A 26,029-nucleotide genomic window follows, 5' to 3' on the forward strand; every position below is an offset into this window, starting at 1 on the left:
TTAGTGCTGACCCGACCACAAAGAATGGATCAGTCTCAACTCGATGGTTTGAACCCAGATCTCGCCAGAGGTGAAATCGTGTTCCACGCCGCGGGATGCGCATCCTGTCATTCAGCGCCGGATGCGGTTGGTGAGGACAAGCTCATGCTCTCCGGTGGTCGCCGGTTTGAGACGGAATTCGGCACGTTCATTGCCCCCAACATTTCCAGTGACCAACAAGTTGGTATTGGGTCCTGGTCTGCCCTGGATCTGGCCAATGCCTTGATCCATGGGACCGGACCCGAAGGGCAGCACTATTTTCCAGCGTTTCCTTATACATCTTACACCAACATGTCATTGGACGACGTCGTTTCGCTTCACGCATTTCTCGGCACGCTGCCAGCGGCCGCAGCCGAAAGCGAGGTGCATGAGGTTGGCTTTCCCTTCAACATTCGACGCGGACTGGGCGGATGGAAGTATTTGTTCATGCCGCCAGGTTGGGTGCTCGATGGAGATCTGACCGACCAACAACGACATGGCCGGTACTTGGTGGAGGCTCTTGGCCACTGCGCCGAATGCCATACGCCACGCAACGGGTTAGGGGGTCTGAAACGCGATCTTTGGTTGACGGGAGCGCCAAACCCCAGCGGAAAGGGGCGTATCCCCGGCCTGACCTCAGACCAGCTTGATTGGTCCGAGGCCGACATTGCCGAATACCTGAAATCCGGCTTCACTCCGGATTATGACAGCGCAGGTGGTGAGATGGCGGACGTCATCGAGAACACATCACGCCTCACGGACGAGGACCGTTTGGCGATTGCCGCCTATCTCAAAGCTGTTCCTGTTTCGTCGACGGGGCCTCCATCCGAGTAACAATCCTTTGGCGCCATGCTGCGGGGATCTGATGCCGTCGCTGGTCGCCGGTAGGAAGCCGTAAGGCCTATTCCCTTTTCACCAAACACCTGTTTTACGTTTTGAACATCGGAGCTCACCAATCACCTGAGTTTCTGTTCATGATTGACTGAGGGTCGCGGCCAAATGACACAAAAAATCGCACTTTGGTCCATTCCGATATCCATTGCCGTACTGGCCCTAAAACTGTTGGCCTGGTGGCTAACTGGTTCGGTGGCGTTGTTGTCGGACGCAATGGAATCTACCGTGAATGTCGTTGCGGCGTTGCTGGCATATTTCGCAGTTCGGGTTGCCAATAAACCCCCTGATGAAAACCACCCCTTTGGTCACAAAAAAGCCGAGTACCTTTCCGCTGTCGTCGAGGGCGTACTGATTGTGCTGGCGGCGTTCTTGATCATCAGAGAAGCTGTACTGGCACTCCCAAACCCGCATCTTGAGGATGCGCCGCTTCTTGGAATCGTCGTCAATGTCATTGCAACGGGTGTGAATGGCGCATGGGCTTACCTTTTGCTCAAAATCGGCAGGCGTGAGGGTTCGCCTGCATTGGAGGCAAGCTCCCGACACATTTTTACAGATGTCATGACTTCAGTTGGTGTCATCGCGGGGCTTATACTTGCGCTTGTTACCGGCTGGCTAATCCTCGACCCAATTCTGGCAATTCTTGTTGCACTGAACATCTTGTGGGAAGGATGGAAAGTTATTCGGGCATCCGTCGATGGCCTGATGGATGTGAGCCTTTCGGACCATGACTTGCAGACTGTTTCCAACGCAATCGAAGCAAATCTCGGCGCAGCCTTAGAGTACCACGACCTCAAAGGGCGCAGATCCGCGAATGTCATCTTCGTGGAGTTTCATCTTGTTGTGGACGGCACAATGCCAGTCAGCGCGGCGCACGATATATGCAATGACATCGAGGAAGAATTGGATCGTTTCTATCCGGGTTCCGTCTTTGTCATTCACCTCGAACCAGATGACGAGTTGATGGGTGACGGTGTTAGTTCCCACTGAACTGGTCACATGGCTCAGCAAAACTCTATTAGTATGACTGATCTGACTAAGACGTTCGGCTTGAAATTCGTCAGACCTAAGCCCGATGTGGGAAAGCCGAACCAGAAGTAACCTGTCTTCAATGTCACTAAGCGTGATGATCAGAATTGGAGGCGAAAATGAAAATTCAAAGAAAACTGGGTCAACTTCTTAGTACTGCGGCGTTGGCTTCGTTGATTGCGGCGACGCCGTATGTGCTAGCGTTTGATGCCGATGGCCGTCTACATTTTGAACCTTCATATGCCTTTGCCGAGAGCGGCAAGGGGAAAGACGGGGATGGTCGCGACGATGATCGTGACGACGACAGAGATGATGACCGCGACGACAACTCAGGGTCCGGTAGCAGCGGCCGAGACGATGACCGGGATGATGATCGTGATGACGACAGAGACGATGATCGCGACGACGACAGAGATGATGACCGCGACGACAATTCGGGATCAGGAAAAAGTGGTCGCGACGATGACGACGACGATGACGATGATGATGACGATGATGACTCGAAACGCTCCAATAGAGGCAGCGGAAAGAAGGATCGGTCTCAAGCAGGGGGCAAGCCGTCGGGTTCGGCTGGGATAACAAAGGTCGAGACCAACGCCAGCGGCATTGAGGTGCGTTACTCGGACGGAACCAAGGAGGAGATCGAAAACGGGCGGTACGAGAGAAAGAATGCTCAGAACCGAACTGTTGAGGAGCGCCCCGCGACTGGTGCTGACGTCTCAAGGCTCCGGTCTTTGGCAAATGGTATCTCAATCGACAATGTGCGTTCTTCTGGGCAAGGCGGCACTGCTGGAAGTCGACCCACGAAAATCGAACGCCAGGGCAACAATATCGAAGTAAACTATGCCAATGGTTGGAAAGAGGAGATCGAGTTTGGGCGCTACGAGTTGAAAGACCCGTACAACCGGACTGTTGTTGAGAGAAACGCGACGGCCTCTGATCGCCGGAGGTTACAGTCGGTTGCTAACTGAACAGCAACTCCAGGCGATGATCCGTTGGCGGCTTCTCTTTGTGAGGGGCCGTCATCGTCGTCAAAGAGACCGCAGTTAATCTCCCTTGTTCCAAACATCGTGCGCAATGAGCGCGGCCTCTACCCGATTTCGCGCATGAAGCTTGGACAGGATTGCCGTCATGTAGTGCTTCACGGTCTTTTCCTGAAGGTCTAACTCGTCAGCGATTTCACGATTACTAAGTCCTTTGGCCACACGTCTAAGTATTTCTTCCTCACGATGCGTAAGGTCATCGAGAATGCTGCTGTTAATAGACATGCCGGTGTCAGCGTTGATTTGAAGCAATACCCGCGAGGCCAAGCCCGGAGAAACGAACCCTTCACCTGCGGCGATGCCGTGTAAGGAAGCAGTCAATTCGCTCGCGGTTACTCCCTTGACAATGTACCCAATCGCGCCCGCCTCCAACGCGTCCGCGACGTCGCTGCTGTTCTCTGAGACCGTCAAGATTGCAATGAAGGGCGGATTTGCCATTGCCGCAATTTTACGTGTCGCGCTTATCCCGCCACCGGGCATCGAGAGGTCAAGAATGGCTATGTCGGGCTGATGCGTGCCGACCAGCGATACTGCCTCTTCAGCGCTGGACCCAGCAGCTAAAACTTCAAAACGATCAGCTTCATCCAACGTTCGTTGCAAACCATCCCTAAATATCGGGTGATCATCAGCTATTACGACAGATGTAGTCATGATGTGCCTAACTTTCTGGGAAAGAGTGTCATAGCAATGGTGGTGCCTTCACCCGGTCTCGATGCGACTTCGAACCTGCCACCAATACTCTCGACCCGATCTCGCAAGCCCATAAGCCCCTGGCCACCATCGTCTCGCAACGCGGTTTCTTCTGACCTGTCAAATCCAGGTCCGTCGTCTTTGACCTTCACAACTATGCAGTCGCTCTGCGCCTCAGAGATAACAGTGCACTTGGAAGCTGGAGCATATCTCGCGGCATTGGAAAGCGTCTCCTGAAGGAACCGAAAAACGCACAGCTTGTCGGACAATGACAACTCTGGTGCCTGGCTACCCAAGAAAGAAGTATCCGGTCGCAACGGGCTGTGTTCAGCGTGATCCTCTACGGCTCTCTTCACAACATCGACGAGTGACAGGCTGTCGATATCCGGCGCGGACAGCCCTCGCGAAATTGCACGAATTTCAGCCAGAGATTTTTGCAAAGACTGCTGAATTTCCTCTGCCTCTTTAGGCCTTTCGGACCCTTTGGAAAACGCCGCCTCCAGTCTAAGGGCGGCGAGCGACAGGTATTGCGCAGGGCCATCATGTAGCTCGGCTCCAAGATTCTTGAGGAACCGATCCGTTTGCGTGGCGTATCTTTCCGACGCATCGACCACACGCGACCGCAGCAGGGCATTCTGCTCAGCCATCTTCTCACTTTCTGTCAGGCGCCGTTTAAGAAGAGCCCCCTGTCGTCGAATTGTTTCGTCACCAATTGCGACGATGGAATACAAAACAATCGTACTTGCCAGAAATGCGGAACCGACGACCAACCAACTTGTTCGCCTGGCCTTGGCTAAGTCTAACTCCAGCTGATCAGCTCTTTCGTAGAACTCCGCAACTGCGATGATTTCGCCGGACCAGAGTTCGCGGATGGGGCTGTAAACTTCAAGTAGTGGTATCCCCAATGCCGCCTCGGCGGCGCTCTCGGCATGATCAAGCTCTTCGAAAGAGCCGGAGATTTCACCGCTCCACGCCCGCCTTAGATCATCCGTTGGATTGAAACGGTTTCCAATGATATCTGTATCCGAGGCATGCGCAATCACTCCGCCTTGCTTCCAGAATTTGTAAGAGACAATGCGGTCACGCATTGGCTGGGTCATGAAAATCTCGTCCAGCGCCAGGCTCGCCTGCTCCGAAAGGCGGTCGCCATGTGCCAATTCCTGGCTGAGCGGGGATATTACGCTTTCCATATACAGCGCTGCGGAATTGGCGGAGTTTTGCACGACTGCGTTCTGAATTCGATTTGACACCCAGACCCCGACGATTGCGGTAGCAGTGCCCATCACAACGATACTGGCCGCAAGAAAGACTCGCGACAACGACCAATTGCCAATCGTCAGGTCAGTTACTTTCTCTCTCATCGTGAAATCGACTATGAACTACAATCTGTTATCGCACCACAGACCTTGGTCTGACGTGATCTGGCTAAACCCCAGATCCTGAGCTTCCACACAGTAGCCAGAGTCAAATACCATCCATCGTTCTCAGTCTTTGCAGCAACGGGCAGTGAACGTTACCACTATCACAATTGGCTGTAAGCTCATTCAAAGCGTGCTGCAGGCGTCTGAGCTCATCAATCTTGCTTCGAATGCTGGCAGTGTGTGCCTCGGCCAATTCTTTCACTGACCGGCAGTCTTCGGCAGTTCCTTCTGACAGCTCCAAAAGCGCCTTTGCATCAGATAGAGGAAATCCCAGGTCGCGGCATTTCTTCAAAAATCGAAGTCTTCCCACATCGCTTGCTGAATAGAGGCGACGATTATTCAGAGCTCGTGCGGGTCTTGGTACGATACCTTCGCGTTCGTAGTAGCGGATGGTTTCTATGCCGACCCCGCTTTGCCGGGAAGCCTCACCTATCGCAATCATGTGAAGTGCCCCCCCCTTTTGATCCTGTAGTTACTACAGGAGTTATACGTTTTAAATGTCGGTGCCTCAACGCAATCAAATCGAGTACCTCGGGAGCGAAAGATGAAGAATTATGTGACCCTCAGCTACTTGGGATCGGTTTCCACTCTGGGGGTCGCAACATGCTGTGTTCTTCCAATGGCCATGATGTTGTTAGGCTTGGGCGGCAGTTGGTTGGCGGTATTCGGAAAAATAGCAGCGGCAAGCTATTATGTTTTCGGCATCTCAACAGCGCTGGTCGCTGTTTCGTGGTTCGTATCGCATCGAAACGGGACATTGGTAAATCTGAAATGGTGGCTTGTAGGAAACAGTGCGATCACCGTGTTGGCATGGGCCATCGTGTTCAATGAGCTTCAAATCAACAACTATCTAATCATGCAGATGTGAAACAATGACTAAACAAACTGCGGTGCTTGATAGCACTTTGACCTGCCCCGAGTGTGGGCACATTGAAATCGAAAGAATGCCAACTGCCTCGTGCCAGTGGTTTTATGAATGCAAATCATGCAATGTCGTTTTGAAGCCATTGGAAGGCGATTGCTGTGTGTTTTGTTCCTATGCAACTGTCCCGTGTCCGCCAATTCAGCTAGGTGACTGCTGTTGTGGATAAGCGGGTCGCAACCGCAGCATACGAGAGAGATGTTGAGTGTCCGCATTGGCTCGTCCGCCAAAGTTTGCAAAGTCTGGTTTCTGCGCATCGCGACCATCAAACTCGCACAACTCTGCGCCATGGCTAGCGGTAGCAAAGTCCGCGTCTCGCGAATTGCCTGACAAAACATCGCTGCGCCCGGCACCAATAGCCGCTCTTTACGCCGCACTGCCGTGTTCAAGATGATGCCCGCGCAGCAAAATCTGTGCTGCGAGCGCGCGCAGCGAGAAAATCAAATTCACAGATTGGGCTCGACGCTGCCATTCTCTGCGGTACGTTTGGACTGGCGGTAAGAGCCCCGAGCCGACATTGCCGTTCAGCTTAGGTGCTGCGGATGCATTCGGCAGCTTTCGGTCGATTGCAGACCATGTTCCTCAGAGTGATGAAGACGAGCACTGCGGACGGAGTGTGAATTCGCTGCGTTTGCGCAGGAGACTGCTTTATGCGTTTTGCGGACCTCCACACTGGATTGCAAACAAGTTGCACACCAAAAGAGGCGACGACTTAGATTCAAACGCATAGTTTTTCCGGTCTTCCATCGGTTGCCTAGCGCTAAACCCGAAGTATTGTCTGAACCGGTCAATAATGACGTCAGCAGCAGATGCCGGTCTGAGGCCATTTCTTGCCATCCATTTGCCACGCAACAGTTTCGGTGTCGCAAACGGAAGGCCAAAGCGACAGCCGCATCGCTAGCAATGAGAAAGAAATGTCCTACGGAGACCAAATGACTGCCATGAGCCAACCGTCACAAGGCACGGACGGGCACCGTTTTGGTGTCCTGTTTGTCTTTGCTGCTGGTGTGCTTTGGTCGACAGTCGGGCTTGGAATACGGCTGATCGAAGACGCGGTTGTGTGGCAGATATTACTTTACCGATCGGCCAGCCTGTCACTTCTGCTTTATGTGTTCATTCGCATGCGCTCTGGTGAAAGCCCTTTTGCCCAGATCCGCCGCACCGGGTTCCCAGCAGTGATCGCAGGGCTGTCGCTGGTGGCTGCTTATTCCGGAGGGATATATGCAATCCAGGCGACATCTGTGGCAAACGCCATGCTTCTGTTTGCAACAGCACCCTTTATGGCGGCAGTTCTGGGGTGGATCGTCTTGCGCGAACTTGTACGCCCTGCCACCTGGGTGGCGATCACCGTTGCCATTGCCGGTATCGCGATCATGGTCGCAGATAAATCCGGAGGCGTCGCCCTGAAGGGCAGCCTGGCGGCTTTGGGGTCCGCCTTTGGATTTGCGGTCTTCACTGTGGCGCTGCGGTGGGGCAAATCGGGTGAAATGCTGCCGTCGGTGTTTCTGTCCGGATTGTTCGGCATCATCGTGACGTCCGGCATTTGTCTGTTTTTAGAATTGTCTCTGGTGTTGTCGGTCCGGGATGGCGGCATTGCAATGGGCATGGGAGTGTTTCAGGTCGGCGCCGGGTTGATCCTGTATACGCTGGGGTCTCGCAGCCTTCCTGCTGCGGAACTTGCGCTGTTGTCACTGGCTGAGGTTCTGCTTGGCCCGTTGTGGGTCTGGTTGTTCATCGGTGAAACCGTAACGCTCAACACATTGACTGGCGGCGCAGTTTTGCTTGTGGCGATCGCCGGAAACGCTCTGTCAGGCAAGCGACGTAGGCCGCCTCTGATCACCTCACTTTAGGGGATTGGGGGCAACCTGTTCCTGATGGCGCTGCCTCGGGTGGGCGCGTTGCATGTGCGATTCGATCCACTTGCGCATGGTGATTGTCGCTCTTAGGGGGTCGATATATGTGTTGCTATTGCATGACTTTGGCGCTACGTCTTTATCGACTGACGCACCATCATGGCGAGCATCAGTATTTCTACGGCCTAATTTGATCGCTCACTTCTTCTTCCTCTGTTGCCTGATGTTTTCGCAGCCTGGCAACGCAGGTCTGATGGCTATCAAATGGCCGCATCGCTAATGAGCATTTCTGTTCGACCTTACGACACCGTTGCCAGGATGCTGCTAAGCTGCATCTGTGGCGCTCCTGATCCGCTCAAATTGACAGGATCAGGTATCCCATAGTTCTTCAATACGCGTCCAATTTTCGGACGACACAACAACAGCCCCCATTAGGGCTGTGTTTTCGAACTCGATTTGTGCCCTCTCGAAGTCTCTGCGCGGTTCGCGCTCGGGGACGCACCATGGGCGTACCGGCGTTGAGACCACAGGTTGCAGCGTCGTTGGAGCATGGCCTGAATTTGGACAAACATCTGCTTTTCACCCCCGGCCCTGTGAATGTGGCCGAGACCCTGCGTACCGCGATTTGCAAAGAGGATATCTGCCATCGGGAAACTGATTTTGATGCCCTTCTTGCAGGTATCGAGCACAAAATACTCTCACTTTTTCAGATAAGGAAACGGGAACGCTACCGCGCGGTGGTGATCACGGGCTCCGGGACAGCAGCGAATGAGGCGATATTGTCCTCAGTTGTCGGAGATGGTGCCGTGCTGATCCTGTCGAACGGCGAGTTTGGCGGGCGGTTGCACAAAACATCTGTGATCCACAACAAGCGGACCCATCTGATCGAAATGCCCTGGGGCATAGCGTTCGAAATACCGCAGATCGCAACCTACCTTGCGACACACAAGATTGATGTGGTGGCCATGGTACACCATGAGACTTGTTCCGGTATGCTGAACCCGCTGGCGCAGATTGGGGCCCTTGTCAAAGCCAGTGGCGCGCTCTTTGTGGTGGATGGGGTCAGCTCGGTTGGCGCGGAGTTGATCGACATGGAGGCGTGCAATATCGCGTTCCTGTCCAGTTCCAGCTCCAAAGCACTGGGGTCTTATCCGGGCCTGTCGTTTGTCGTGGGCCGCAAGAAACAGTTCAAGCGCCTCAAGCGTCACGCGGCGAAAACCACATATCTGAACCTCGCAACGTTCTATGCTTTCCTCAAGGCCCACAGCCAGACACCCAACACGCCTGCTGTTCCGTTATTTTTCGCGCTGGACCAAGCGCTAACGGACATACTGAGCGAGGGCGTCCTTAAGCGACATGCCCGCATCAAGGCACGGGCTGATCTGCTGCGGAACGGCATGCGCAGGCTCAACCTCGACTTTTTGGTTGATGAGGCGGACATGTGTTCTGTTCTGACGACAGTGCAGGTTCCGGAATCAGTATCCGTGCATGATCTGCGCGCGCGTCTACGTGATCATTCCATCATCATCTATGAAGGAAAGGGATGCTTTGCGGGCAAGGTTTTTCAGGTCGGTAATATCGGGGAGCTCTCGGATGACGACATCCGGTATTTCCTGTCCACCCTCAAGGACGTGTTGCTGGCGCTTCAGGCAGATGCGGCAGACCTTGTAACTCTGGTCAGGCCAAAGCAAAAGCTTCGCGCCGTGTCGCCAGTGCCCGCAGATCTGCGGGTGGTGTCATGAACGATAAGCTGAAACGCCTCTGGGCGACCAAGACCCGCGATGACGAATGGTGGTCGTCCTTTGTCACTGCACCGCTGGCTATCGTTGCCAACTATGGCGCTGTCGACATCCCCTCGATTACACCCAACCGGCTCACAGCGGCTTCGTTCCTTGTGGCTATCGCGGCAACGTTTGCAATTCTGATCGGAGGGACTGCGTGTTTCATCGCGGCGGCCATCCTGATCCATATCAGCCACGTCCTGGATTGCATGGACGGTCAGTTGGCGCGCTACAGAAAGGTTTCGTCCCCCGTCGGCAGTTATTACGACCGTATCACGGATCAAGTGCAGGTCACGTTATGGTTCGGGGCGGCAGGCTTCGCTGCATTTGCCCAAACTAACAGCGTCACGCCGGTCTTTTTGTCTCTGGTTGGTATCGCGTTCTATGGATTGCGCGGCTACGCGAAATACGTGGCTCTTGAGATCGAAACGGGACGCAACCCTGATTATCCTGCTCAGATCGCGCAAATGAAACAGGTACAGACCACTGCGGGGCTAGGATTTGGTCTGAAGGCAAATCTAGCCTGGTTCGGGCGTGAACAAAGCAAGATGCTCGCCTTTGATGAAGGCGTCTTCATCTTCATGCTCTCTGCGGCACTCATCTTTGATCAACTCATACCTATGCTTTGGGTGTTTGCGGCAAGCCAGGTGTTTTGGGGCCTCTACAAATCGTGGCTGCGCGGAAAAAACATCAACGAAAATCTGAAGGTTCCAACGCAAAAATAGCCTGATTCAATACGGCTCATTTAGGATTCAAGTATCATGAAAAACGAAAAACACCGTGCGCCGGTTGCCGTCATTCTGGCCGCTGGCATTGGCTCCCGCCTCAGCCCCCTGACCGACAATTGCCCGAAAAGCCTACTGACTGTGGGCGGATCTGTCATCCTTGAACGCATGATCCGCAATTGCCTGAGCTGCGGAATGTCGCAATTCGTTCTGGTTCTGGGTCACCGGGCTGATGAGATCAAGAAATTTGTTGAAAAGGCATTTCGCGGCATCCGTGTCACCTATGTGATCAACGACCGATACCGCGAGACGAACACAGGCTACTCCCTGATGCTGGCGGCCAAAGAGATTGGTACAGCTGAGTTTGTCAAATTCGATGCCGACGTCGTGTTTGATGTCAAAATCCTGCGCCAGCTCTTGGACAGTGACAACGCAAACGTCTTGTGTATCGACCGCAACATCGCGCTTGAGGACGAAGAAGTTAAGGTCATCGCAGACGAACAGATGCAGGTCCTTGAAGTTGGCAAGTCCGTCGATCCGAAGCGCGCGTTGGGTGAATCTATCGGCATTGAGAAGATCAGCGCCGGAACGGGTGCACTGCTGTTCGCAGAGCTTTCAGAAATGATGGAGAGCCGTGGAAACCTCCAGGCGTATTACGAGGCGGCATATGCGCAATTGGTCGACAAAGGTACGCAGTTTCATGCTCTTGATATCAGTGGTCTGGACTGGACCGAGATCGACACAGCCAAAGATTTTGCCGCCGCAAATGCGATGTTTAGCAGCCCTGTTACTACCATATCACGTAGCCAGCAAAAGGTGCTGGACGAGGCTGCGGAAGAAGCCGCCATCCATACGCACGTCTGATACATCTACCGCCCTGCGCCGGAGATCCGGCGCGAGGCGTACGGCGCAGTGATGCCCTTGCCATCCCGGCTCAGGATCGCTGCATTTGAAAGGACCTCTCATGGCCAAAGGCAACAACAGCAAGCGTGGCAACAAAGAAGCCAAAAAACCCAAGCAAGAGAAGCCGAAAGTGTCTGCGACATCCAATTCTCTGACCGGAAAACCTCCTCTGGAAATTGGTGGCAAGAAAGTGAAGTAACCAAAACGTATCGGATTTCGTCCGCCCGAGGTATTCAGCTTAGCTGAGTTGAGCACCCTCGCGCGGGCGACGTCCGAGACATGTCCCGAAACGCCTTTGATTTAGATTTGGAAGACCCTATGAGTGAAGTAGAAGAGTCCGGTACAAAGGCTCACTATGTCTGCCAGACATACATTGCCAAGACGGCTGCGCGCGGGCAGCAAGGCAACCTTCAAATCGACAAGCAACTACAATATTCTACGCCCCATGAAGCTCAAGAGCGGGCAGAACGTGAATTTCGCGCGGAAAATTGCGTCGGTGCTGACGCTTATATGGTGATAGAAGATAGCGATTCCGGCGAAGTCGGAGACCCGACATTTTTAGTAAGACTTGGGTCTGTCCCTGAGCAGGATTGACTTCAAAATCGCCAGTGCTTTGAAAACACAGGTTGGCCCGCAAGCGTTTACCTGCGGGCCGGTAGGTCGTGATTTACATCATGCCGCCCATACCACCCATATCAGGCATGCCACTGCTGTTTGCTGCCGTAGGTTTATCCGCAACCATCGCTTCGGTCGTGATCAGCAAGCCTGCCACAGATGCAGCATACTCAAGTGCTATCCGAACGACTTTGGTCGGATCGATTACACCGGCCTTTAACATGTCGCCGTATTGCTCTGACTGTGCGTCGTAGCCAAACGACTTGCTGGTATTCTCAACAATTTTTCCAGCTACGACCGATCCATCGACACCAGCATTTTCGGCAATCTGGCGTAGAGGCGCTTGGAGCGCCTTGCGAATGATCGCGATACCAGCCGCCTGATCTGCGTTGTCTCCTTTAAGACCTTCGAGAACCTTACCAGCATGCACCAGTGCGACACCGCCGCCCGGTACAACACCTTCTTCAACAGCGGCTCGTGTTGCGTTCAGCGCGTCATCGACACGGTCTTTACGCTCCTTAACTTCGATCTCAGTTGCGCCACCGACCTTGATCACAGCAACGCCACCTGCAAGTTTTGCGAGCCGTTCTTGCAGTTTTTCTTTGTCGTAGTCTGAGGTCGTATCTTCGATCAATGCACGGATCTGATTAACCCGCGCAGCAATTGCGTCCTTGTCACCCGCCCCGTCGATCACAGTTGTTGTGTCTTTGGTAATTGTGATCTTCTTCGCGTCGCCAAGCATGTCCATCGTGACACTCTCCAGCTTGATCCCCAATTCCTCAGAAATCACTTGGCCGCCGGTCAAGGTTGCAAGATCTTCCAACATTGCTTTGCGACGATCCCCAAACCCAGGCGCTTTGACACCAGCTACTTTGAGGCCACCCCGAAGCTTGTTCACCACAAGCGTCGCGAGTGCTTCGCCATCGATGTCTTCAGCGATAACCAAGAGTTGCTTATCTGCCTGCATAACAGCCTCAAGCAAAGGCACCATAGGAGCCAATGATGTCAGCTTTTTCTCATGAAGCAGAATGACGCAATCTTCCAGGTTTGCGGTCATCTTGGTTGGGTCCGTAACGAAGTATGGGCTGAGGTAGCCACGATCAAACTGCATGCCCTCGACCACTTCGGTCTCAGTGTCGAGACCTTTGTTCTCTTCGACGGTAATGACGCCTTCGTTACCGACCTTTGCCATCGCGTCCGCGATCTGTTGACCGATAGCGACTTCTCCATTAGCGGAAATGGTGCCGACTTTGGCGATCTCAGCGGTGTCGCCTACGGGGCGGGACATGGTTTTGACTTCGACAACAACGGCTGTAACCGCTTTGTCGATGCCGCGTTTCAGGTCCATCGGGTTCATACCCGCAGCAACTGACTTCATACCTTCTTTGACAATAGCCTGCGCAAGTACGGTCGCAGTTGTTGTGCCGTCGCCTGCCTCGTCATTGGTGCGGGACGCAACATCCTTGACCAGCTGTGCACCCATGTTCTCGAACGCATCCGAGAGTTCGATTTCCTTGGCGACCGTGACACCGTCCTTGGTAATGCGCGGCGCGCCATAGGACTTGTCGAGAACCACGTTGCGGCCCTTGGGGCCAAGGGTGACTCTTACAGCGTTTGCGAGCGTGTTGACGCCCCGGAGCATGCGGTCACGGGAGTCCGTGCCAAATTTTACGTCTTTTGCAGACATGTTTGTAATCCTAGATGAGATTAAGTGGAAAGGTTCGGCGACGTTCAGGCCAAAATGCCAAGAATATCGCTCTCCTTCATGATCATCAGTTCTTCACCGTCGATCTTGATTTCTGTACCGGCCCATTTGCCGAACAGAATCTTGTCGCCAGCTTTGACGTCCATTGCGATACGCGCACCGGACTCGTCTCTTGCGCCTGCACCAACGGAAACCACTTCACCTTCTTGCGGTTTTTCCTTGGCTGTGTCGGGGATAATCAGACCGCCCGATGTCTTTTCGTCACTTTCAATGCGACGAACCAGAACGCGGTCGTGGAGCGGGGTAAACAACATAGGTATGCTGCCTTTCAAGATTTACGGGGGTGGATGGCGTGCTTAAAAACCCATTGGCACTCGCCACACCAGAGTGCCAATGTAACTGAGATGGCGATCGTTGAGGTTGGCTACAATAGGCTAATGGTAAATGTTTTTTAGGGCCCGGCTCAGATTGGGGTACGCCTGATTATTGATCTCTGCAGCCGCTCCAGACCGGCGTCACCTCTTCAGCCGCCAGCAATCTCTACCCACTCAAAGAGCAGGGTACTGCTTTGGATTTTGGTCGTATTCCCGTGCTTTGGTCGAAAATGGATAAGCATGGCGTGAAAAATGACCTGCATTGTCGAGTTGTCTGATGTCAGCACCAATGGGACAGTTTAAGTCGATTTGATAAGAGAGGGTTTCTGGCACATCGTAACCACCAAGGAGTGGAGATGAGACAGAAACCCGGAACGCGTAAGAGCCACGGCGAGAAGGTCGTCAAAGACATCCGCCGCTTTGCACGCGCCGATGTGATGCACCCGACTTACAAAGCGCTCGCTGAACTGGGCCGCGCGATCAAGACGATCTTTTTATGCCGCTATCTCCGATCCGAGGACTTCCGCCGCGAGATCCATGAAGGACTGAATGTGGTTGAGAACTGGAACAGCGCGAACGGGTTCGTGTTTTTTGGAAAGGGCGGCGAGATTTCCAGCAACCGGGTTGCCGATCAGGAAATCTCCGCCCATGCGTTACACCTGCTTCAAGCATCCCTTGTCTATGTAAACACGCGTATGGTGCAATCCGTGTTGTCAGAACCGGGATGGGCAACCCGCTTGTCCGAGCGGGATTACCACGGCCTGACGCCACTGATCTATTCCCACATCAATCCGTATGGCCGGTTCGATGTCGATTTGGAAAAGAGGATCGACTTCGGAGCAATGGTGGCCTGATCCGTGCGTCACAAAAGGGTGCACCCGCAGGAGACAGGGTGATGTGGCACGCCAAGATGTCACAAATGAGTAGTCAACAGCATATTGTTACATTATCAGAGTGGGAACCACCCTAATGTGACAGTTTGCTATGCCCAAGATTGGATATGCCCGCGTCAGCTCATCAAGCCAGGATCTTGATATCCAGAAAGCCACGCTGAGAGCAGCAGGCTGTGAGATTGTCCGATCCGAATCAGTCTCTGGTGCTTCCCGTGATGACCGTTCTGAATTGGCTACAGTGATGGAATTTCTGCGCGAAGGGGATGAGCTGGTTGTGCATCGCCTAGATCGCCTCGGTCGTTCCACGCGTGACGTGCTGAACTTGGTATACGAGCTGGACGCCAAGGGCGCATCACTTCGTGTTCTTGAACCGGACGTAACCACCGCCGGAGATATGGGTCGCATGGTCATCACCGTTCTCGGTATGGCCGCCGATATGGAGCTGAAGTTTATCCGCGACCGTCAGCGTGCTGGGATCGACACCGCCAAAGGTAAGGGTGTCTACAAGGGGCGGCGGAAATCGGTTGATGATGAGGAAATCCGGCGATTGGCTAACGAGGGCACCGCAAAAGCCCAGATCGCGCGTGAACTAGGGATTTCAAGAATGACCGTATACCGGGCGCTTGCTGATACAGACGTCTGAACCAGCCCTTCGTGTTTCGCGCGGCGGAAGTCTTCGGAGCGAAGATACCCGCCAAGGAAGATGGATTTGACGCAAGAGTTATACGATGCGGCAAACGAGATTTCGGAAGGGGTCAACTTGAGCGACAAAACCGTGTTCCTTCAGGGTGATTCAACAAACCTTTCTTTTCCCGACAACCATTTCGATGGTGCGGTTCCAGTTCACGTCGCTATGAACGTCCCGGAAAAGGCTACGGTCTATGCCGAGGCGCGACGTTTTCTCAAACCCGGCGCAAGGTTTTGAATTTATGACATTTTGCAGGGAGAAGGCGGTGAGTTTTGTATCCGGCACCTTAGGCTTCAGAACCTTCGATCAGTCATCTCGCGACATCCGAGGAAATGTCCACGCATCTATTGGCCGCTGGTTTCAAAATTCTGAGTGAAGCGGACTCAACTTTGGAAAGTCACAGCTGGCTCAAGGAAAGAGCCGAAGCACCGAAGCCTGACAAACGACTTCTGGTGACGATCCAGCTATTGTTCGGAGCCGTTCGTGGGGAAATGACAAAGAACCAACTCCGGGGCTTCATGAATGCCGGATGCTAACCTGCTCCTTAATTTGTGAAGCCTAATCAACCGTTTCCGCATTGTCCGTTTCTCAGAAACTGAAAAACCTGCTGGTGAATATCCAGCGTGGATGGCACCTGCATAGCAAGACATTGATCCACGTGGTCATTGCGTCCACGCTTCAATGGCGTAGTCTCTTTTCACCCGAATTGGCGTAGTTGTCCCATGATAGACAATCATCAAAGCCTGCCCCAAGAGTCCGCCGATAGAATAACAAAACCCTTCGCTCGCTTCCTAGAGATCCAAGCGGCCGCGAGTGGGCTCCTGTTCCTGGCTGTTCTGCTGGCTTTGGCGCTGGCAAACTCGCCTTGGCAAGAAGGCTTCCTGGGCTTCTGGAAGACCCCAATTGGCCTGACATTCGGTTCGTTCGATTTCACCCGCTCGCTGCGACACTGGATCAACGACGGGCTGATGACCCTCTTCTTTTTCGTGCTTTCTCTGGAGCTCAAGCGCGAGATCGTACTGGGCGAATTGCAAAACCCGCGACAGGCCGCCCTGCCATTCGCGGGCGCTTTGGGCGGCATGGTGGTGCCGGTCGCGCTCTATCATTTGTTGATGTCCGGGCAGCCCGGGGCGCACGGCTGGGGAACCGTGATGGCAACCGATACGGCGTTCGTGATTGGGTGCCTGGCGCTTTTCGGAAGGCGGATCCCGTCCACCTTGCGTCTGTTCCTTCTTTCTCTGGCCATTTTTGACGATATTGGCGCAATTCTCGTAGTCGCCTTCGGTTACGGGGAAGCGTTGAACTGGTCGGCGCTCGGTTTGGGTCTGCTGGGAATTAGTATCGTCGCAGGCGCCTCGCGCGTCGGGATCAGAAGTGTCCCGGTTTATTTTCTTCTCGGTGCGGCAGTCTGGCTATGCATCGACGCCTCCGGCGTTCACGCGACCAGCGCAGGAGTCATTCTGGGCCTTATGACGCCGACGCGCATATGGGTAAGCGATGCCCGGCTGCATGCAATCCTTGGGCGCCTGCGCGCCGTTCCGGCCGGCGATCGGCAGCAGGGAGATACCGCAACCCGCCATAACCTGCGCCAAGCAAGCAGAGCGGTCACGGAGGCACTCTCGCCAGTCGAACGGCTCGAGACAATGCTGCACCCTTGGGTCGGCTTTGCAATCATGCCGATCTTCGCGCTGGCAAATGCCGGCATCACGGTTCAGGGTGCCGATTTCGAACAACCGGTCTCCTTGGCGATAATTGTCGGCCTGGTGTTAGGAAAACCGATCGGCGTCTTCGGGTTCAGCTGGCTAGCTGTCCGATCAGGCCTGGCAGTGTTAGCGCCGGGCTTGTCGGGGCCGTTAATTCTGGCCGGCTCGTTTCTAACTGGTATCGGTTTCACGATGTCGCTGTTCATAGCGGGCTTGGCCTTCGATCCGGCGACGCTGAATGCCGCAAAGCTTGGAATTCTCTCAGGATCAGCTATTGCCGCAACGGCCGGGATCCTCATGCTGCTCCTGCTGACAATTCATGCAGCGCGCGCAAAATGCGCTACAAGCACCGCAGAACAAGACCGGATACCCTAGAATGGGAAGAATACCGGGATCACCCCGACCACTGCTGCGCCGACGATAAGATTCATCGGAACGCCGATCCTGAGGAAGTCGGAAAACCTGTAGTTCCCTGCGCCATATACCAATGTGTTGGTCTGATAGCCGACCGGAGTGGCGAAACTTGCACTTGCGCCAAACATCACAGCGACGACGAACGGCTTTGCGTCGACACCGAGTTGTTCCGCAACACCGATCGCGAGAGGTGTAACGACGACGGCAACGGCGTTGTTGGTAACCGCCTCGGTGAGCGCCGAAGACAGTATGTAGATCGCAGCGAGCGTAACAATTAGGGGCAACTCTACGAGAGTCGGCACCAATGTCTCCACGATCAGGTTGACAGCTCCTGCATTCTGCATACCGCTTCCGACGATTAGCATGGAAAAGATCAGCACAAGGACGCTGGCGTCGATGGACGCCCAGGCTTCGCCGCTGTCGATGCACCGGAGCACGAGGATGGCAGCGACCGCGACAAGGGCAAGCACGCTGATCTCGGCGAACCCGGCTGCGGCGAGCGCCACAACCGCGAAAAGCGCGAACAGAGCTAGCGGCGCTTTCCCGCGGCGGAAGGCGCGGCCCCCGGCATCCGTGATCGCGGCAAGATCGCCCGCCTCGGTCATTCGGGCAAAGCCTTCAGGTGTTCCTTCCAAAAGCAGCTTATCGGCGGGGCGCAAAAGCGCCGTCGACAGGTCGGGTCCAAGCACTTCCCCATGTCGATGGGCGCCAAGAACACGCATGCCGTATCGGTGCCCCATGGCAAGCTGGGCAATGCGCACTCCGCGGCTTCGGCGTGAAAGCGTCACGATAGCTTCGGCGACGATCAGCTCCGAGGTGTTTTCGGCCGATGGCCCCTGGCGCAACCCGACTTCGATCCCTTCAAGTTTCCTGAGGGTGAGCAGTTCTGATGTCGCAACCTTGGCAATGATCCTGTCGCCCGGTTCGAGTATGTGTTCACTCAATCCCTCTCTCTTGACTCCAGACCGCGCACGGATGCCGACGATTTCAACACCTCTTCGGCTGAGGGCGGCGATTTCATGAATCGTTCGACCAATATTGGGGTAGTCCTCTTGCGGGCGTACCTCGGTCAAAAAAGTCGCTTTATCGTCGCCGCCCTGTTCCGCAATATCCTTTCGGTCCGGCAGTAGGACAGGTCCAAGCAGGAGGAGCGCCACACCGCCTGTGGCCGCGGCCACCAGACCGACCGGTGTGATCTCGAAAATTGAAAACGGTTCCAAGCCAGACGCCTGGGAAACGCCGTCCACCAGAAGGTTGGTCGACGTGCCGATCAGAGTACACGTCCCGCCCAGGACGGACATGTAGGATAGCGGAATCAACAGGCGTGTCGCAGCAAAGCCCAGGCTCTGCGCCAAACGAATGGCCACCGGTATGAGGACGATGACGACCGGCGTGTTGTTAATCAGACCCGAGGCGACTAGCGTCGCGATGAGAAACGCCGCTATACCGGCGACCGGGCGCTTGCTCCCTGCGGCGACAACCTTGTTCGCAAGTGCGTCGAGAAGCCCGGTTCGGACCAGCGCGCCGCTGATTACGAACATCGCGGCGATCGTTATGGGTGCAGGGTTCGAAAACGCTGCCAGAACTTCATTCGTGGGGACAAACCCCAAGACGACAAACAGCGCGGCGGCCCCCGCAGCGGTTACGTCCGGTTCGAAGCGCTCGGAAAGAAATGCTGCGAACAGAAGGACGACAACTGCGAGCGCAAGATAGGGTTCATAGTCGGCGATGAGATCAATCAGTCCGCCCTCCTTCATTCATACCTTTGCCGCTGACGATATGGCGGTCACAGCATCCACCTTCCTGATTAGAGCGACAACTGAGTAATCAGCCCAATTGTCCCGACAATACTGGTTCAGAAAGAAACCCAACTGGCACAGACTTGACCGTCCGTGGAGCGACAAATGTCCTATTTGGGTGCCCCCAGTTTCCTATCCAACGCGCCAATTCACTGACCAGTGGCAATATTTCGCAAGGCTCAGGCGGGAAGTGCCCGGGCCTCTGCAAACGATAGCAATCTGCGGCTTTTCTCATCCCAAAGGTGGAGTCGCGCGCAGCGGAAGCTTTCCCAAAGCGTAATGCGTCTGGTCTGCGCCAGGGCGTCGTGATCCTTGACTACGTCGTGCAAACGGTAAAAGGGGATGCGGCTGGCCAGATGATGCACATGGTGGACTCCGATGTTCCCGGTGATCCAGCGCAGGATGCCGGGCAGAGCGTAGTGCGAACTGCCGTGAAGGGACGCGTCCCGGATGTTCCAGTCTTCCTCGTGCCGCCAGCTGGTTTTCTCAAACTGATGCTGCATGTAGAAAAACCACATGCCGGCTATTGCGGCCAGAAGCATCGTCGGCAGGAAGACGAACAGCAGTACTTCCCACCCGCCCAGCAAGACAATCACTGTCAGAGTGAGGCCTATGGCAGCGTTTGTCGCCATCGCACTCAACCAGTAGCGCCAGCCGGACCGCATCAGATGGACGGGCAGCCGGTTGTGCAGAAAGAACGTGTAAAACGGCACCACCCCGAACAGGAAAACCGGATGGCGTAACAGGCGGTAAAGCGTACGGCCGGGCCATCCCTTCCCGCGGTACTCTCTGACTGTCAGCACCGGCAGGTCTCCGATGCCCCGCCGGTCCAGGTTTCCGCTCGTGGCGTGGTGGATCGCGTGGGTCTTGCGCCAGACGTCGTAGGGTGTCAGCGTGATAACGCCGATCACGCGACCGATCCAATCGCACAGACGCCGGTCGCGGAACAGGGAACCATGCCCGCAGTCGTGCTGGATTATGAACAGCCGGAGCAGGAAGGCTGCATTCGCCAACGCGAGCGCCAGTGCCAACGCGGTGCTGATCGAGAGCACCCACCAGGCAACCGCCCATATTGCCACGAAAGGCACAAGCGTGACCGTCAGTTCGAAAATGCTGCGGGAGGGGATTGGCTGCCGGTACTTCATCAGGGTTCGTGTCCAGTCTGATGCGGTCAGCTGCGCCTCTTCCTGTCTCGGACCGGTTACACCGGAGGGGTATCCCGCGCCGGGTGCCCCACCCGTGACGGGCAAGGGTCCTGGCTGGACCCGCGCTTGCCGCGCGGTCGAGGCAGATCCGGCTTTCAACATGTCAGTTTGGACGCTGCCGTCTTGGTGGCATGTCCTGATGACCGGGCTGTTGGCCCCGTGCCTTGTACGAGTAGAACGAAAACGGCATAGGCAATGTCCAACCCGGTGCAATTGAGTAGGTCATCCCGGCGGCCTCCGAACGGAGTTCCCGCCAGCAATGATCCGGTTGATCAGAGCCGCCACGGCCAGGTGCGCCTCTATCTCGTTGTCTGTGCCAGCCGCGTTCTCATGTGTCTTTGCCGCATCGCGCAGGATACCCACGATCTCGTGTTCAGGCAGGACTTTGTTATCGTTCATAGCCAGCAGCAGTGCTTCGCAGATCGAGAGGGCGGCCACTCCCGGGAAGTCCTTCTCGCTAAGCATTTTGTGGTTTCCTTCCAGGTAACGCTTAGAGTTACGCGCGACCGGGCGGCCTCGCTTTTCACCAGCATCTTCGCAGAAAAAAGGCTAAGCTGGGCTAACCGAAAGCAGTCTCTGCACGATTGCGCCTGGAGCTTTTCCGGCTTGTGAGGCCCCGATGACGGATATCTTTGAAAGCCCGCTGACACGGAAGCTGCAAGTCTTCGTCGCCTTGTCTGAAGATGAATTGGATGTTTTGAAGCGTCTGCATCTGCGCCGCCGGTCCTTTACGGCGGGGCGTGATCTTGTACATCAGGGGCAATCTGATCAGGCCGCTTACATTCTGGCCGCCGGCTGGGTGTGTTCCTACAAGCTTCAGCCGGACGGAACCCGACAGATCGTAGACTTCCAGATACCAGGGGATTTTCTTGGATTGCGCAGCGTCCTGCTGCGCACCTCCGACCACAGTTTCGAGCCGGTCACGGACATTCAGGCGGTGGAGGTTCTGGAGGACGACCTTCTGGAAGCATTCGAGAAAACGCCTCGCCTGGCGGCAGCCGTTCTCTGGGCAGCATCACGGGACGAAGCCATGGTCGTCGAGCACCTCGTTGGGGTTGGCCGACGCGCCGCAGATGCGCGCATGGCGCATTTCTTCTTGGAACTGGCGGAACGGCTGAGGCTGGTCGGAATGGGGAGCAAGAAAGGATTCGCTTGCCCTTTGACGCAGTACCATCTTGCTGATGCACTCGGCTTAAGCTCCATCCATGTGAACCGTGTTTTGAGGCAGCTTCGCGAAAAACGGCTGCTGACCTTTCGGGACGGCTGCGTGACGTTCGACGACTATGACGGATTGGTGGCCATTTCAGGTTTCGATACGGCGTATCTGGATCAGACCGGCCCACTTTTGAAATGAAGGAGGCCGCCCTTCGCTAAACTTGGGGCGGCCTGATTTTCTTCTAAGACGAGATAAGTCAGCTAATCGCTTTTGCAGCCGCGTCGAGTTCCCTGTTCGTCTCGCCGTAGTTATTCGCCTCGTGCGCTTTCTCGGCAGCCTGGTAGTGTTCCAGCGCCCGATCCTTTCTGGGACCGGCAGGCGCTTTGTCACAAGCTGCTTTGACCGAGGTCATCTTCTCGGTGGTATTGGTTTGTTCAGGCGTCATTAGAATGTCCTTTCCTGGACATTCCGAGAATAGGAAACGCTGGGCAATGCGGCTCGTTTCAAGAACCGCACGCTTCACGCGCTTCTATTTTGCTCGGAAATGAGTGCCGCCGGAGATTCGGCAGACACAAAGCCATATACCCATGTTCTCCGCTCCGCAGCACTGACGCAGGTTAGCTTGGGATAAAGCCACACCGCGTGGGTAATGATCTGAGGGGGAAATCGGTGACGCTTGTAGCTGCTGGATGTTGAATTCATCGATGTCACCTACGTCCAAATCATATCATCGGCAACCGAACGACGGTTAACGTGACGACACCGTTCAGACCCACCGGATTTTCATGATTTCTTGGGGTCAGACTTGACCTGTTCCGGGCCGATGAAGGCAGGTTTGAGTTTGGGTTCGACTTCTGGGTCTTCAGCAGCCTTCGAATTCAGCAACGCTGCCGCTCTGATCGTCAGATCCTTGAAAGACATGCTTTTTCCTTTGATTGCCAACAAGTATTTCGAACTCGCGATGGAACATAAAATTCACTTGTGGCTAGTGCACATATAGGTGTTGGAGACCCGATTTACTATGGGCTACCAAGAGATCGGTTCCTCTATCGTGATTTGATGCTGCCTCAATTTGAGCTCATCGGCCTATATCACCGTTGGATGCACACGATCCGGTTCTATCACAGCTCCGTTCCAAGTTGTTTCACTGACAAAGACCTTTTCGACATCGGTCGCGTTCATCGCCCTCATGAGCGCACCGTAGTTCAACTGACACCTGATTTCGGCCCCAACCTGCAAAGCGCATTTGGAGGTTTCAGTGACAGTGTGATCACTCGTCGCGCCGACAAATGTGATGTCCGTAGGAAAGCTCAGCCCGCCAACATTCGTGTCCTGCAGCCCGACAGCAAGAACCGAACGGGACTTGCTGGAACTATCCTGCACAAGACGCAATGCCAAAAGAGCCGGATCAATCAGACGCAAGGGAAAGGGCCTTGTCTTGAACTTTGTTTCGATCACCTCGACCACAAGAGTGAACGCATCTGTATGAAGCCCATCTATCTGCTCGCCGGAAACGGGATCGGTGCCCAACAGGATCGCCTCGCCCAGGCGCAGTTCGTTGATACGTCCCTTTGTCGGTAGATCCATAGCCCAAGGTAAATTGGCGGAACTGCCTCCTGATACGGTCTCAAGAAATGGGCCGCAAGCGCCCTCGATTTCGTATGCGAGCGTCGTTACGACCTCCATTGCATCAGCGTTCGGAGCAATGTTGCCCAGGCAGGCGAAGTTGGCACCAATACCTTTGAGAGCTACGCCAGGCATCTTCATCACCATTGTCGCGATACGCTCAAGATCTTCTGGCATTATCCCATCGCGCATATCTCCCATCTCAATCATCAAGATAACGCCATGCACCTCGCCTTTGAATAGCGCGGCTGCGGAAAGTTCCGCGATAACGTCTATCTCTGTATTGTAACTGGTTTCACAGGTCTCGATGATTTGATCGATTTCGCTCAGCATAGGAGAGCGGATCATGGATATTGGGCAGATGATGCCGGCGCAACGCATGCGCTTTATGTTCGCGACCCGGGCATCGGCCAACTGGGAAACGCCGCTTTCTAGCATGGCATGGGCGACGGCTGGGTCACCGCAAACAGCCTTTGTCACGCCTGTCACACTGATCCCGTGCGAAGCAAGATGGTCCACCAGAAAGCGCGTATTCTGGCGGATCTTGCACAAGTCGATTTCGATCCGCGGCGTCGTCATTCGGCAACCACACGCGGCAATGGCCGCAATTGGGGATAGGCAGAAAGAACCAACTCTGCCAAGTGCGCCGCTGGTCGGAGCAGAGCGTCAGTCACTGGGAGACAGAAGTTGCGTGAAAAGCCCCTGATGGCTGTTTCCACCTCGGTGTTCGTCATTCCTTCATGATTGAGCGTGACACCAATCACTTTCGTTTTGGCGAAAGCTTCGATAAGTTTTATCTCGAGGCGCGGATCGGGCATCGGCATGTTGGGAAAATCGCAACGGTGGGTCCGTTTGGGGGCGTGTTGCAGAATGACGGCGTGTGGCTGGCTACCGCGAAGAATGAATGCTGATGTGCAGAAAGCCGGATGGCTGAGCGCGCCTTGGCCTTCAATTAGGATGACATCTGGTTGTTCCTTTTCGGATGCCGCAACAATGACACGCTCAAGCTCGCCACAGCAGAACTGAGGCGGCACTGCATCCAAGGCAATACCATACTTGGCTCCCTGCATCACGCCGGTCTGACCGGTTCCGACCAAAACCGTCTTGATCCCCCGTTCATTCAGGGCATTCGCCAGCAAAGTTGCCGTGGTCCGCTTTCCGATTGCGCAATCAGTGCCCAACACAGCGATACGGATCGCTTCAACATCTGCAACGCAGCCGTCAAACAGACGCATGTTCTTGCTAGGCTGCGGCTTCCGAATGTCCCGAATGGTAACACATCCAAACTGGGCGGCTGAGCCAATTTCGAGATCGTCGCCGAGATATTCGTGTAGCCCACTGACGATATTCATGCCTGACGAAATCGCGTCCAGAACAACGCCTCTGTCTGCCGTGGACAATGTACCACTGGACGGTGCCATTCCATAGATCAGAGTGTCTGGGGCTACCGCTTCGTGAGCGATGGCCGCGCTAAGATCGCCATGCACTGGAATGCCGTTGTCGATACCATCGAGAACCTCGCCGCTGTCACGCCCTTCTAGAGTGCTGTCAATTACTGACAGAACACGAAAGACCTGCGAAAACCGGACTAGACCGTTTGCAGTCTTGCCGTCAGTCTTGCCGAAATTCCCTTCACAATAGACGGTGGCGGTTGGAGCGTCATAAGAGATTATCTTAGGAGGGTTGTCTGGACAAATTGAGAGTTCCATCGGCGGCGCCTGTGCTGCTCTTGCGACCGGTCTCTTCATTTGCGCTAAATGATCTTCCGTTTTCATGTCCGTTCCTTTCTATGTCGAGCCAAACCCGGGACAATGAAGCCACCAGGGTCAACGAAGTGACGCCTGATTTGGGATCAGCAGGCTTCGCGTTAGTTGTTCAGAACGCAAACGCCCTTTGATCGCTGGAAATTTCGGTGGCACTCCCAGCGGTTTCCGGCCCTGTCCAAGTGGGCGTTGGCCGGTAAGTCTATGAAAACGCATCCACTGGCAGTTTCCGCATACCCGCGGTCACATTTCCAACCTTGTCCATGGGAGGCATCGTCAAAGTAAGCGTTCTCGGGAACAATAACCGGTTCACAAGCGCCAACTCGCTGGAAGTACCCGCGCTCGCATGTCCAGGGTTGCCCATAAGACGATCCATTCAGAAAGGCATCGGCAGGTACCATGATTGGGGCACATATCTCACCTTCAGCCCGATAGCCCCGATTGCAAACCCAGACATCACCATAAGACTCGCCCGACAGGTATCCGTTGTCAGGTACTGCAACTTCCAGGCAAGTCTCGTCAATTTTCACGTAGCCGCGCAGGCACCGCCAACTTTTTCCTGAAGAGGCGAGATATCCGCCTTCGGGTACGGGTACTTCGACACAAGCCAGGCCATTTTCTTCTAGAAATCCATGCAAACAATCCCAGCCCCTGCCATAGGTCCTGTTTGTTGCGTAAGCATTCTGAGGGACTATAATGGCGACGCAAAGGTCGTCTTCGACCCGGTAGGATCGGTCGCATTCCCATCCGTCCCCGTAACTCCTGGAGTGTGCATTCTCAGGCATGAGGGCGTCTGCAGATTGTGCGAACAC

General features: G+C 54.8%; 27 protein-coding genes and 1 pseudogene. 16 read left to right on the forward strand and 12 right to left on the reverse strand.

Annotation, left to right across the window (positions count from 1 at the left end; genetic code table 11):
- The first annotated feature begins 24 nt into the window (after positions 1-24).
- From AC2FD8_RS13285 to AC2FD8_RS13295, 3 genes are all read left to right on the forward strand, one after another.
- A complete protein-coding gene (locus AC2FD8_RS13285; RefSeq protein WP_496856782.1) occupies positions 25-852 on the forward strand; it encodes a cytochrome c in 828 nt (275 codons plus the stop codon).
- Between the two features lie 165 nt (positions 853-1,017).
- Positions 1,018-1,899: a cation diffusion facilitator family transporter gene (locus AC2FD8_RS13290; protein ID WP_496856780.1), complete on the forward strand. Its 882-nt coding sequence runs from the start codon at positions 1,018-1,020 to the stop codon at positions 1,897-1,899.
- Between the two features lie 158 nt (positions 1,900-2,057).
- Positions 2,058-2,909 carry a hypothetical protein gene (locus AC2FD8_RS13295; protein WP_496856778.1) on the forward strand — a complete coding sequence of 284 codons (852 nt, stop codon included), beginning with the start codon at positions 2,058-2,060 and terminating at the stop codon, positions 2,907-2,909.
- Between the two features lie 75 nt (positions 2,910-2,984).
- Here AC2FD8_RS13295 and AC2FD8_RS13300 read toward each other — a convergent pair whose 3' ends face one another.
- The 3 genes from AC2FD8_RS13300 to AC2FD8_RS13310 form a co-directional block, all read right to left on the reverse strand.
- Complete coding sequence (locus AC2FD8_RS13300) at positions 2,985-3,632, reverse strand: response regulator (protein ID WP_496856776.1); 648 nt, start codon at positions 3,630-3,632, stop codon at positions 2,985-2,987.
- The gene (locus tag AC2FD8_RS13305; RefSeq protein WP_496856774.1) at positions 3,629-5,032 is read right to left on the reverse strand and encodes a sensor histidine kinase; all 1,404 of its coding nucleotides are present in this window, start codon (positions 5,030-5,032) and stop codon (positions 3,629-3,631) included. Before AC2FD8_RS13305 ends, AC2FD8_RS13300 begins: the two co-directional genes overlap by 4 nt.
- A gap of 103 nt (positions 5,033-5,135) precedes the next feature.
- Positions 5,136-5,534, reverse strand: a complete 399-nt coding sequence (locus tag AC2FD8_RS13310; RefSeq protein WP_496856772.1) for a MerR family transcriptional regulator — start codon at positions 5,532-5,534, stop codon at positions 5,136-5,138.
- 102 nt (positions 5,535-5,636) lie between these two features.
- On the opposite strand from AC2FD8_RS13310, the gene AC2FD8_RS13315 reads away from it, so the two are divergent.
- From AC2FD8_RS13315 to AC2FD8_RS13350, 8 genes are all read left to right on the forward strand, one after another.
- On the forward strand, positions 5,637-5,960 hold the full coding sequence (locus AC2FD8_RS13315; RefSeq protein ID WP_496856770.1) for a hypothetical protein: 324 nt from the start codon (positions 5,637-5,639) through the stop codon (positions 5,958-5,960).
- Between the two features lie 4 nt (positions 5,961-5,964).
- Complete coding sequence (locus AC2FD8_RS13320; RefSeq protein WP_496856768.1) at positions 5,965-6,183, forward strand: GDCCVxC domain-containing (seleno)protein; 219 nt, start codon at positions 5,965-5,967, stop codon at positions 6,181-6,183.
- A gap of 763 nt (positions 6,184-6,946) precedes the next feature.
- A complete protein-coding gene (locus tag AC2FD8_RS13325; RefSeq protein WP_496856815.1) occupies positions 6,947-7,864 on the forward strand; it encodes a DMT family transporter in 918 nt (305 codons plus the stop codon).
- Between the two features lie 563 nt (positions 7,865-8,427).
- Complete coding sequence (locus AC2FD8_RS13330; protein WP_496856766.1) at positions 8,428-9,609, forward strand: pyridoxal-phosphate-dependent aminotransferase family protein; 1,182 nt, start codon at positions 8,428-8,430, stop codon at positions 9,607-9,609.
- A complete protein-coding gene (locus AC2FD8_RS13335; RefSeq protein ID WP_496856764.1) occupies positions 9,606-10,373 on the forward strand; it encodes a CDP-alcohol phosphatidyltransferase family protein in 768 nt (255 codons plus the stop codon). Before AC2FD8_RS13330 ends, AC2FD8_RS13335 begins: the two co-directional genes overlap by 4 nt.
- 36 nt (positions 10,374-10,409) lie before the next feature.
- Positions 10,410-11,237, forward strand: a complete 828-nt coding sequence (locus tag AC2FD8_RS13340) for a phosphocholine cytidylyltransferase family protein (RefSeq protein WP_496856762.1) — start codon at positions 10,410-10,412, stop codon at positions 11,235-11,237.
- Between the two features lie 100 nt (positions 11,238-11,337).
- Positions 11,338-11,475: a hypothetical protein gene (locus tag AC2FD8_RS13345; RefSeq protein ID WP_496856760.1), complete on the forward strand. Its 138-nt coding sequence runs from the start codon at positions 11,338-11,340 to the stop codon at positions 11,473-11,475.
- Between the two features lie 119 nt (positions 11,476-11,594).
- Positions 11,595-11,870, forward strand: a complete 276-nt coding sequence (locus AC2FD8_RS13350; protein WP_496856758.1) for a hypothetical protein — start codon at positions 11,595-11,597, stop codon at positions 11,868-11,870.
- A gap of 73 nt (positions 11,871-11,943) precedes the next feature.
- Here AC2FD8_RS13350 and groL read toward each other — a convergent pair whose 3' ends face one another.
- Together groL and AC2FD8_RS13360 are read right to left on the reverse strand one after the other, a co-directional pair.
- Positions 11,944-13,578 (reverse strand): chaperonin GroEL, encoded by a 1,635-nt coding sequence (groL, locus tag AC2FD8_RS13355; RefSeq protein ID WP_496856756.1) that lies wholly within the window; start codon positions 13,576-13,578, stop codon positions 11,944-11,946.
- A 44-nt stretch (positions 13,579-13,622) separates the two neighbouring features.
- The gene (locus AC2FD8_RS13360; RefSeq protein ID WP_416549353.1) at positions 13,623-13,910 is read right to left on the reverse strand and encodes a co-chaperone GroES; all 288 of its coding nucleotides are present in this window, start codon (positions 13,908-13,910) and stop codon (positions 13,623-13,625) included.
- Positions 13,911-14,380: 470 nt separating this feature from the next.
- Between AC2FD8_RS13360 and AC2FD8_RS13365 the strand changes: the two are divergent.
- The 4 genes and pseudogenes from AC2FD8_RS13365 to nhaA all read left to right on the forward strand — a co-directional run.
- Positions 14,381-14,824, forward strand: a pseudogene (locus tag AC2FD8_RS13365) (Tn3 family transposase); the annotation flags it as partial.
- 130 nt (positions 14,825-14,954) lie between these two features.
- Entirely contained in the window at positions 14,955-15,506 is a 552-nt protein-coding gene (locus tag AC2FD8_RS13370; RefSeq protein ID WP_496856754.1) for a recombinase family protein, read from the forward strand.
- A gap of 60 nt (positions 15,507-15,566) precedes the next feature.
- Positions 15,567-15,788, forward strand: coding sequence for a class I SAM-dependent methyltransferase (locus AC2FD8_RS13375; protein WP_113788278.1), 222 nt, complete (start codon positions 15,567-15,569; stop codon positions 15,786-15,788).
- A 485-nt stretch (positions 15,789-16,273) separates the two neighbouring features.
- The gene (nhaA, locus tag AC2FD8_RS13380; protein WP_496856751.1) at positions 16,274-17,629 is read left to right on the forward strand and encodes a Na+/H+ antiporter NhaA; all 1,356 of its coding nucleotides are present in this window, start codon (positions 16,274-16,276) and stop codon (positions 17,627-17,629) included.
- Here the strand turns inward: nhaA and AC2FD8_RS13385 are convergent.
- The 3 genes from AC2FD8_RS13385 to AC2FD8_RS13395 form a co-directional block, all read right to left on the reverse strand.
- On the reverse strand, positions 17,626-19,425 hold the full coding sequence (locus AC2FD8_RS13385) for an SLC13 family permease (protein WP_496856749.1): 1,800 nt from the start codon (positions 19,423-19,425) through the stop codon (positions 17,626-17,628). The genes nhaA and AC2FD8_RS13385 overlap by 4 nt on opposite strands.
- Positions 19,426-19,646: 221 nt before the next feature.
- A complete protein-coding gene (locus AC2FD8_RS13390) occupies positions 19,647-20,612 on the reverse strand; it encodes a fatty acid desaturase (protein WP_496856747.1) in 966 nt (321 codons plus the stop codon).
- A gap of 282 nt (positions 20,613-20,894) precedes the next feature.
- Positions 20,895-21,137 carry a hypothetical protein gene (locus AC2FD8_RS13395; RefSeq protein WP_010442275.1) on the reverse strand — a complete coding sequence of 81 codons (243 nt, stop codon included), beginning with the start codon at positions 21,135-21,137 and terminating at the stop codon, positions 20,895-20,897.
- A gap of 154 nt (positions 21,138-21,291) precedes the next feature.
- On the opposite strand from AC2FD8_RS13395, the gene AC2FD8_RS13400 reads away from it, so the two are divergent.
- Complete coding sequence (locus tag AC2FD8_RS13400) at positions 21,292-22,026, forward strand: Crp/Fnr family transcriptional regulator (protein WP_496856746.1); 735 nt, start codon at positions 21,292-21,294, stop codon at positions 22,024-22,026.
- 58 nt (positions 22,027-22,084) lie between these two features.
- Here AC2FD8_RS13400 and AC2FD8_RS13405 read toward each other — a convergent pair whose 3' ends face one another.
- From AC2FD8_RS13405 to AC2FD8_RS13420, 4 genes are all read right to left on the reverse strand, one after another.
- Positions 22,085-22,273 (reverse strand): hypothetical protein, encoded by a 189-nt coding sequence (locus AC2FD8_RS13405; protein WP_496856744.1) that lies wholly within the window; start codon positions 22,271-22,273, stop codon positions 22,085-22,087.
- 338 nt (positions 22,274-22,611) lie between these two features.
- On the reverse strand, positions 22,612-22,749 hold the full coding sequence (locus AC2FD8_RS13410) for a hypothetical protein (protein WP_496856742.1): 138 nt from the start codon (positions 22,747-22,749) through the stop codon (positions 22,612-22,614).
- Between the two features lie 165 nt (positions 22,750-22,914).
- Complete coding sequence (locus tag AC2FD8_RS13415) at positions 22,915-24,033, reverse strand: alanine/ornithine racemase family PLP-dependent enzyme (protein WP_496856740.1); 1,119 nt, start codon at positions 24,031-24,033, stop codon at positions 22,915-22,917.
- On the reverse strand, positions 24,030-25,229 hold the full coding sequence (locus AC2FD8_RS13420; RefSeq protein ID WP_496856738.1) for an N-acetyltransferase DgcN family protein: 1,200 nt from the start codon (positions 25,227-25,229) through the stop codon (positions 24,030-24,032). The genes AC2FD8_RS13415 and AC2FD8_RS13420 overlap by 4 nt, the downstream gene beginning before the upstream one ends.
- Positions 25,230-26,029: the final 800 nt, after the last annotated feature.

Source organism: Ruegeria sp. YTSC192, assembly GCF_059609705.1.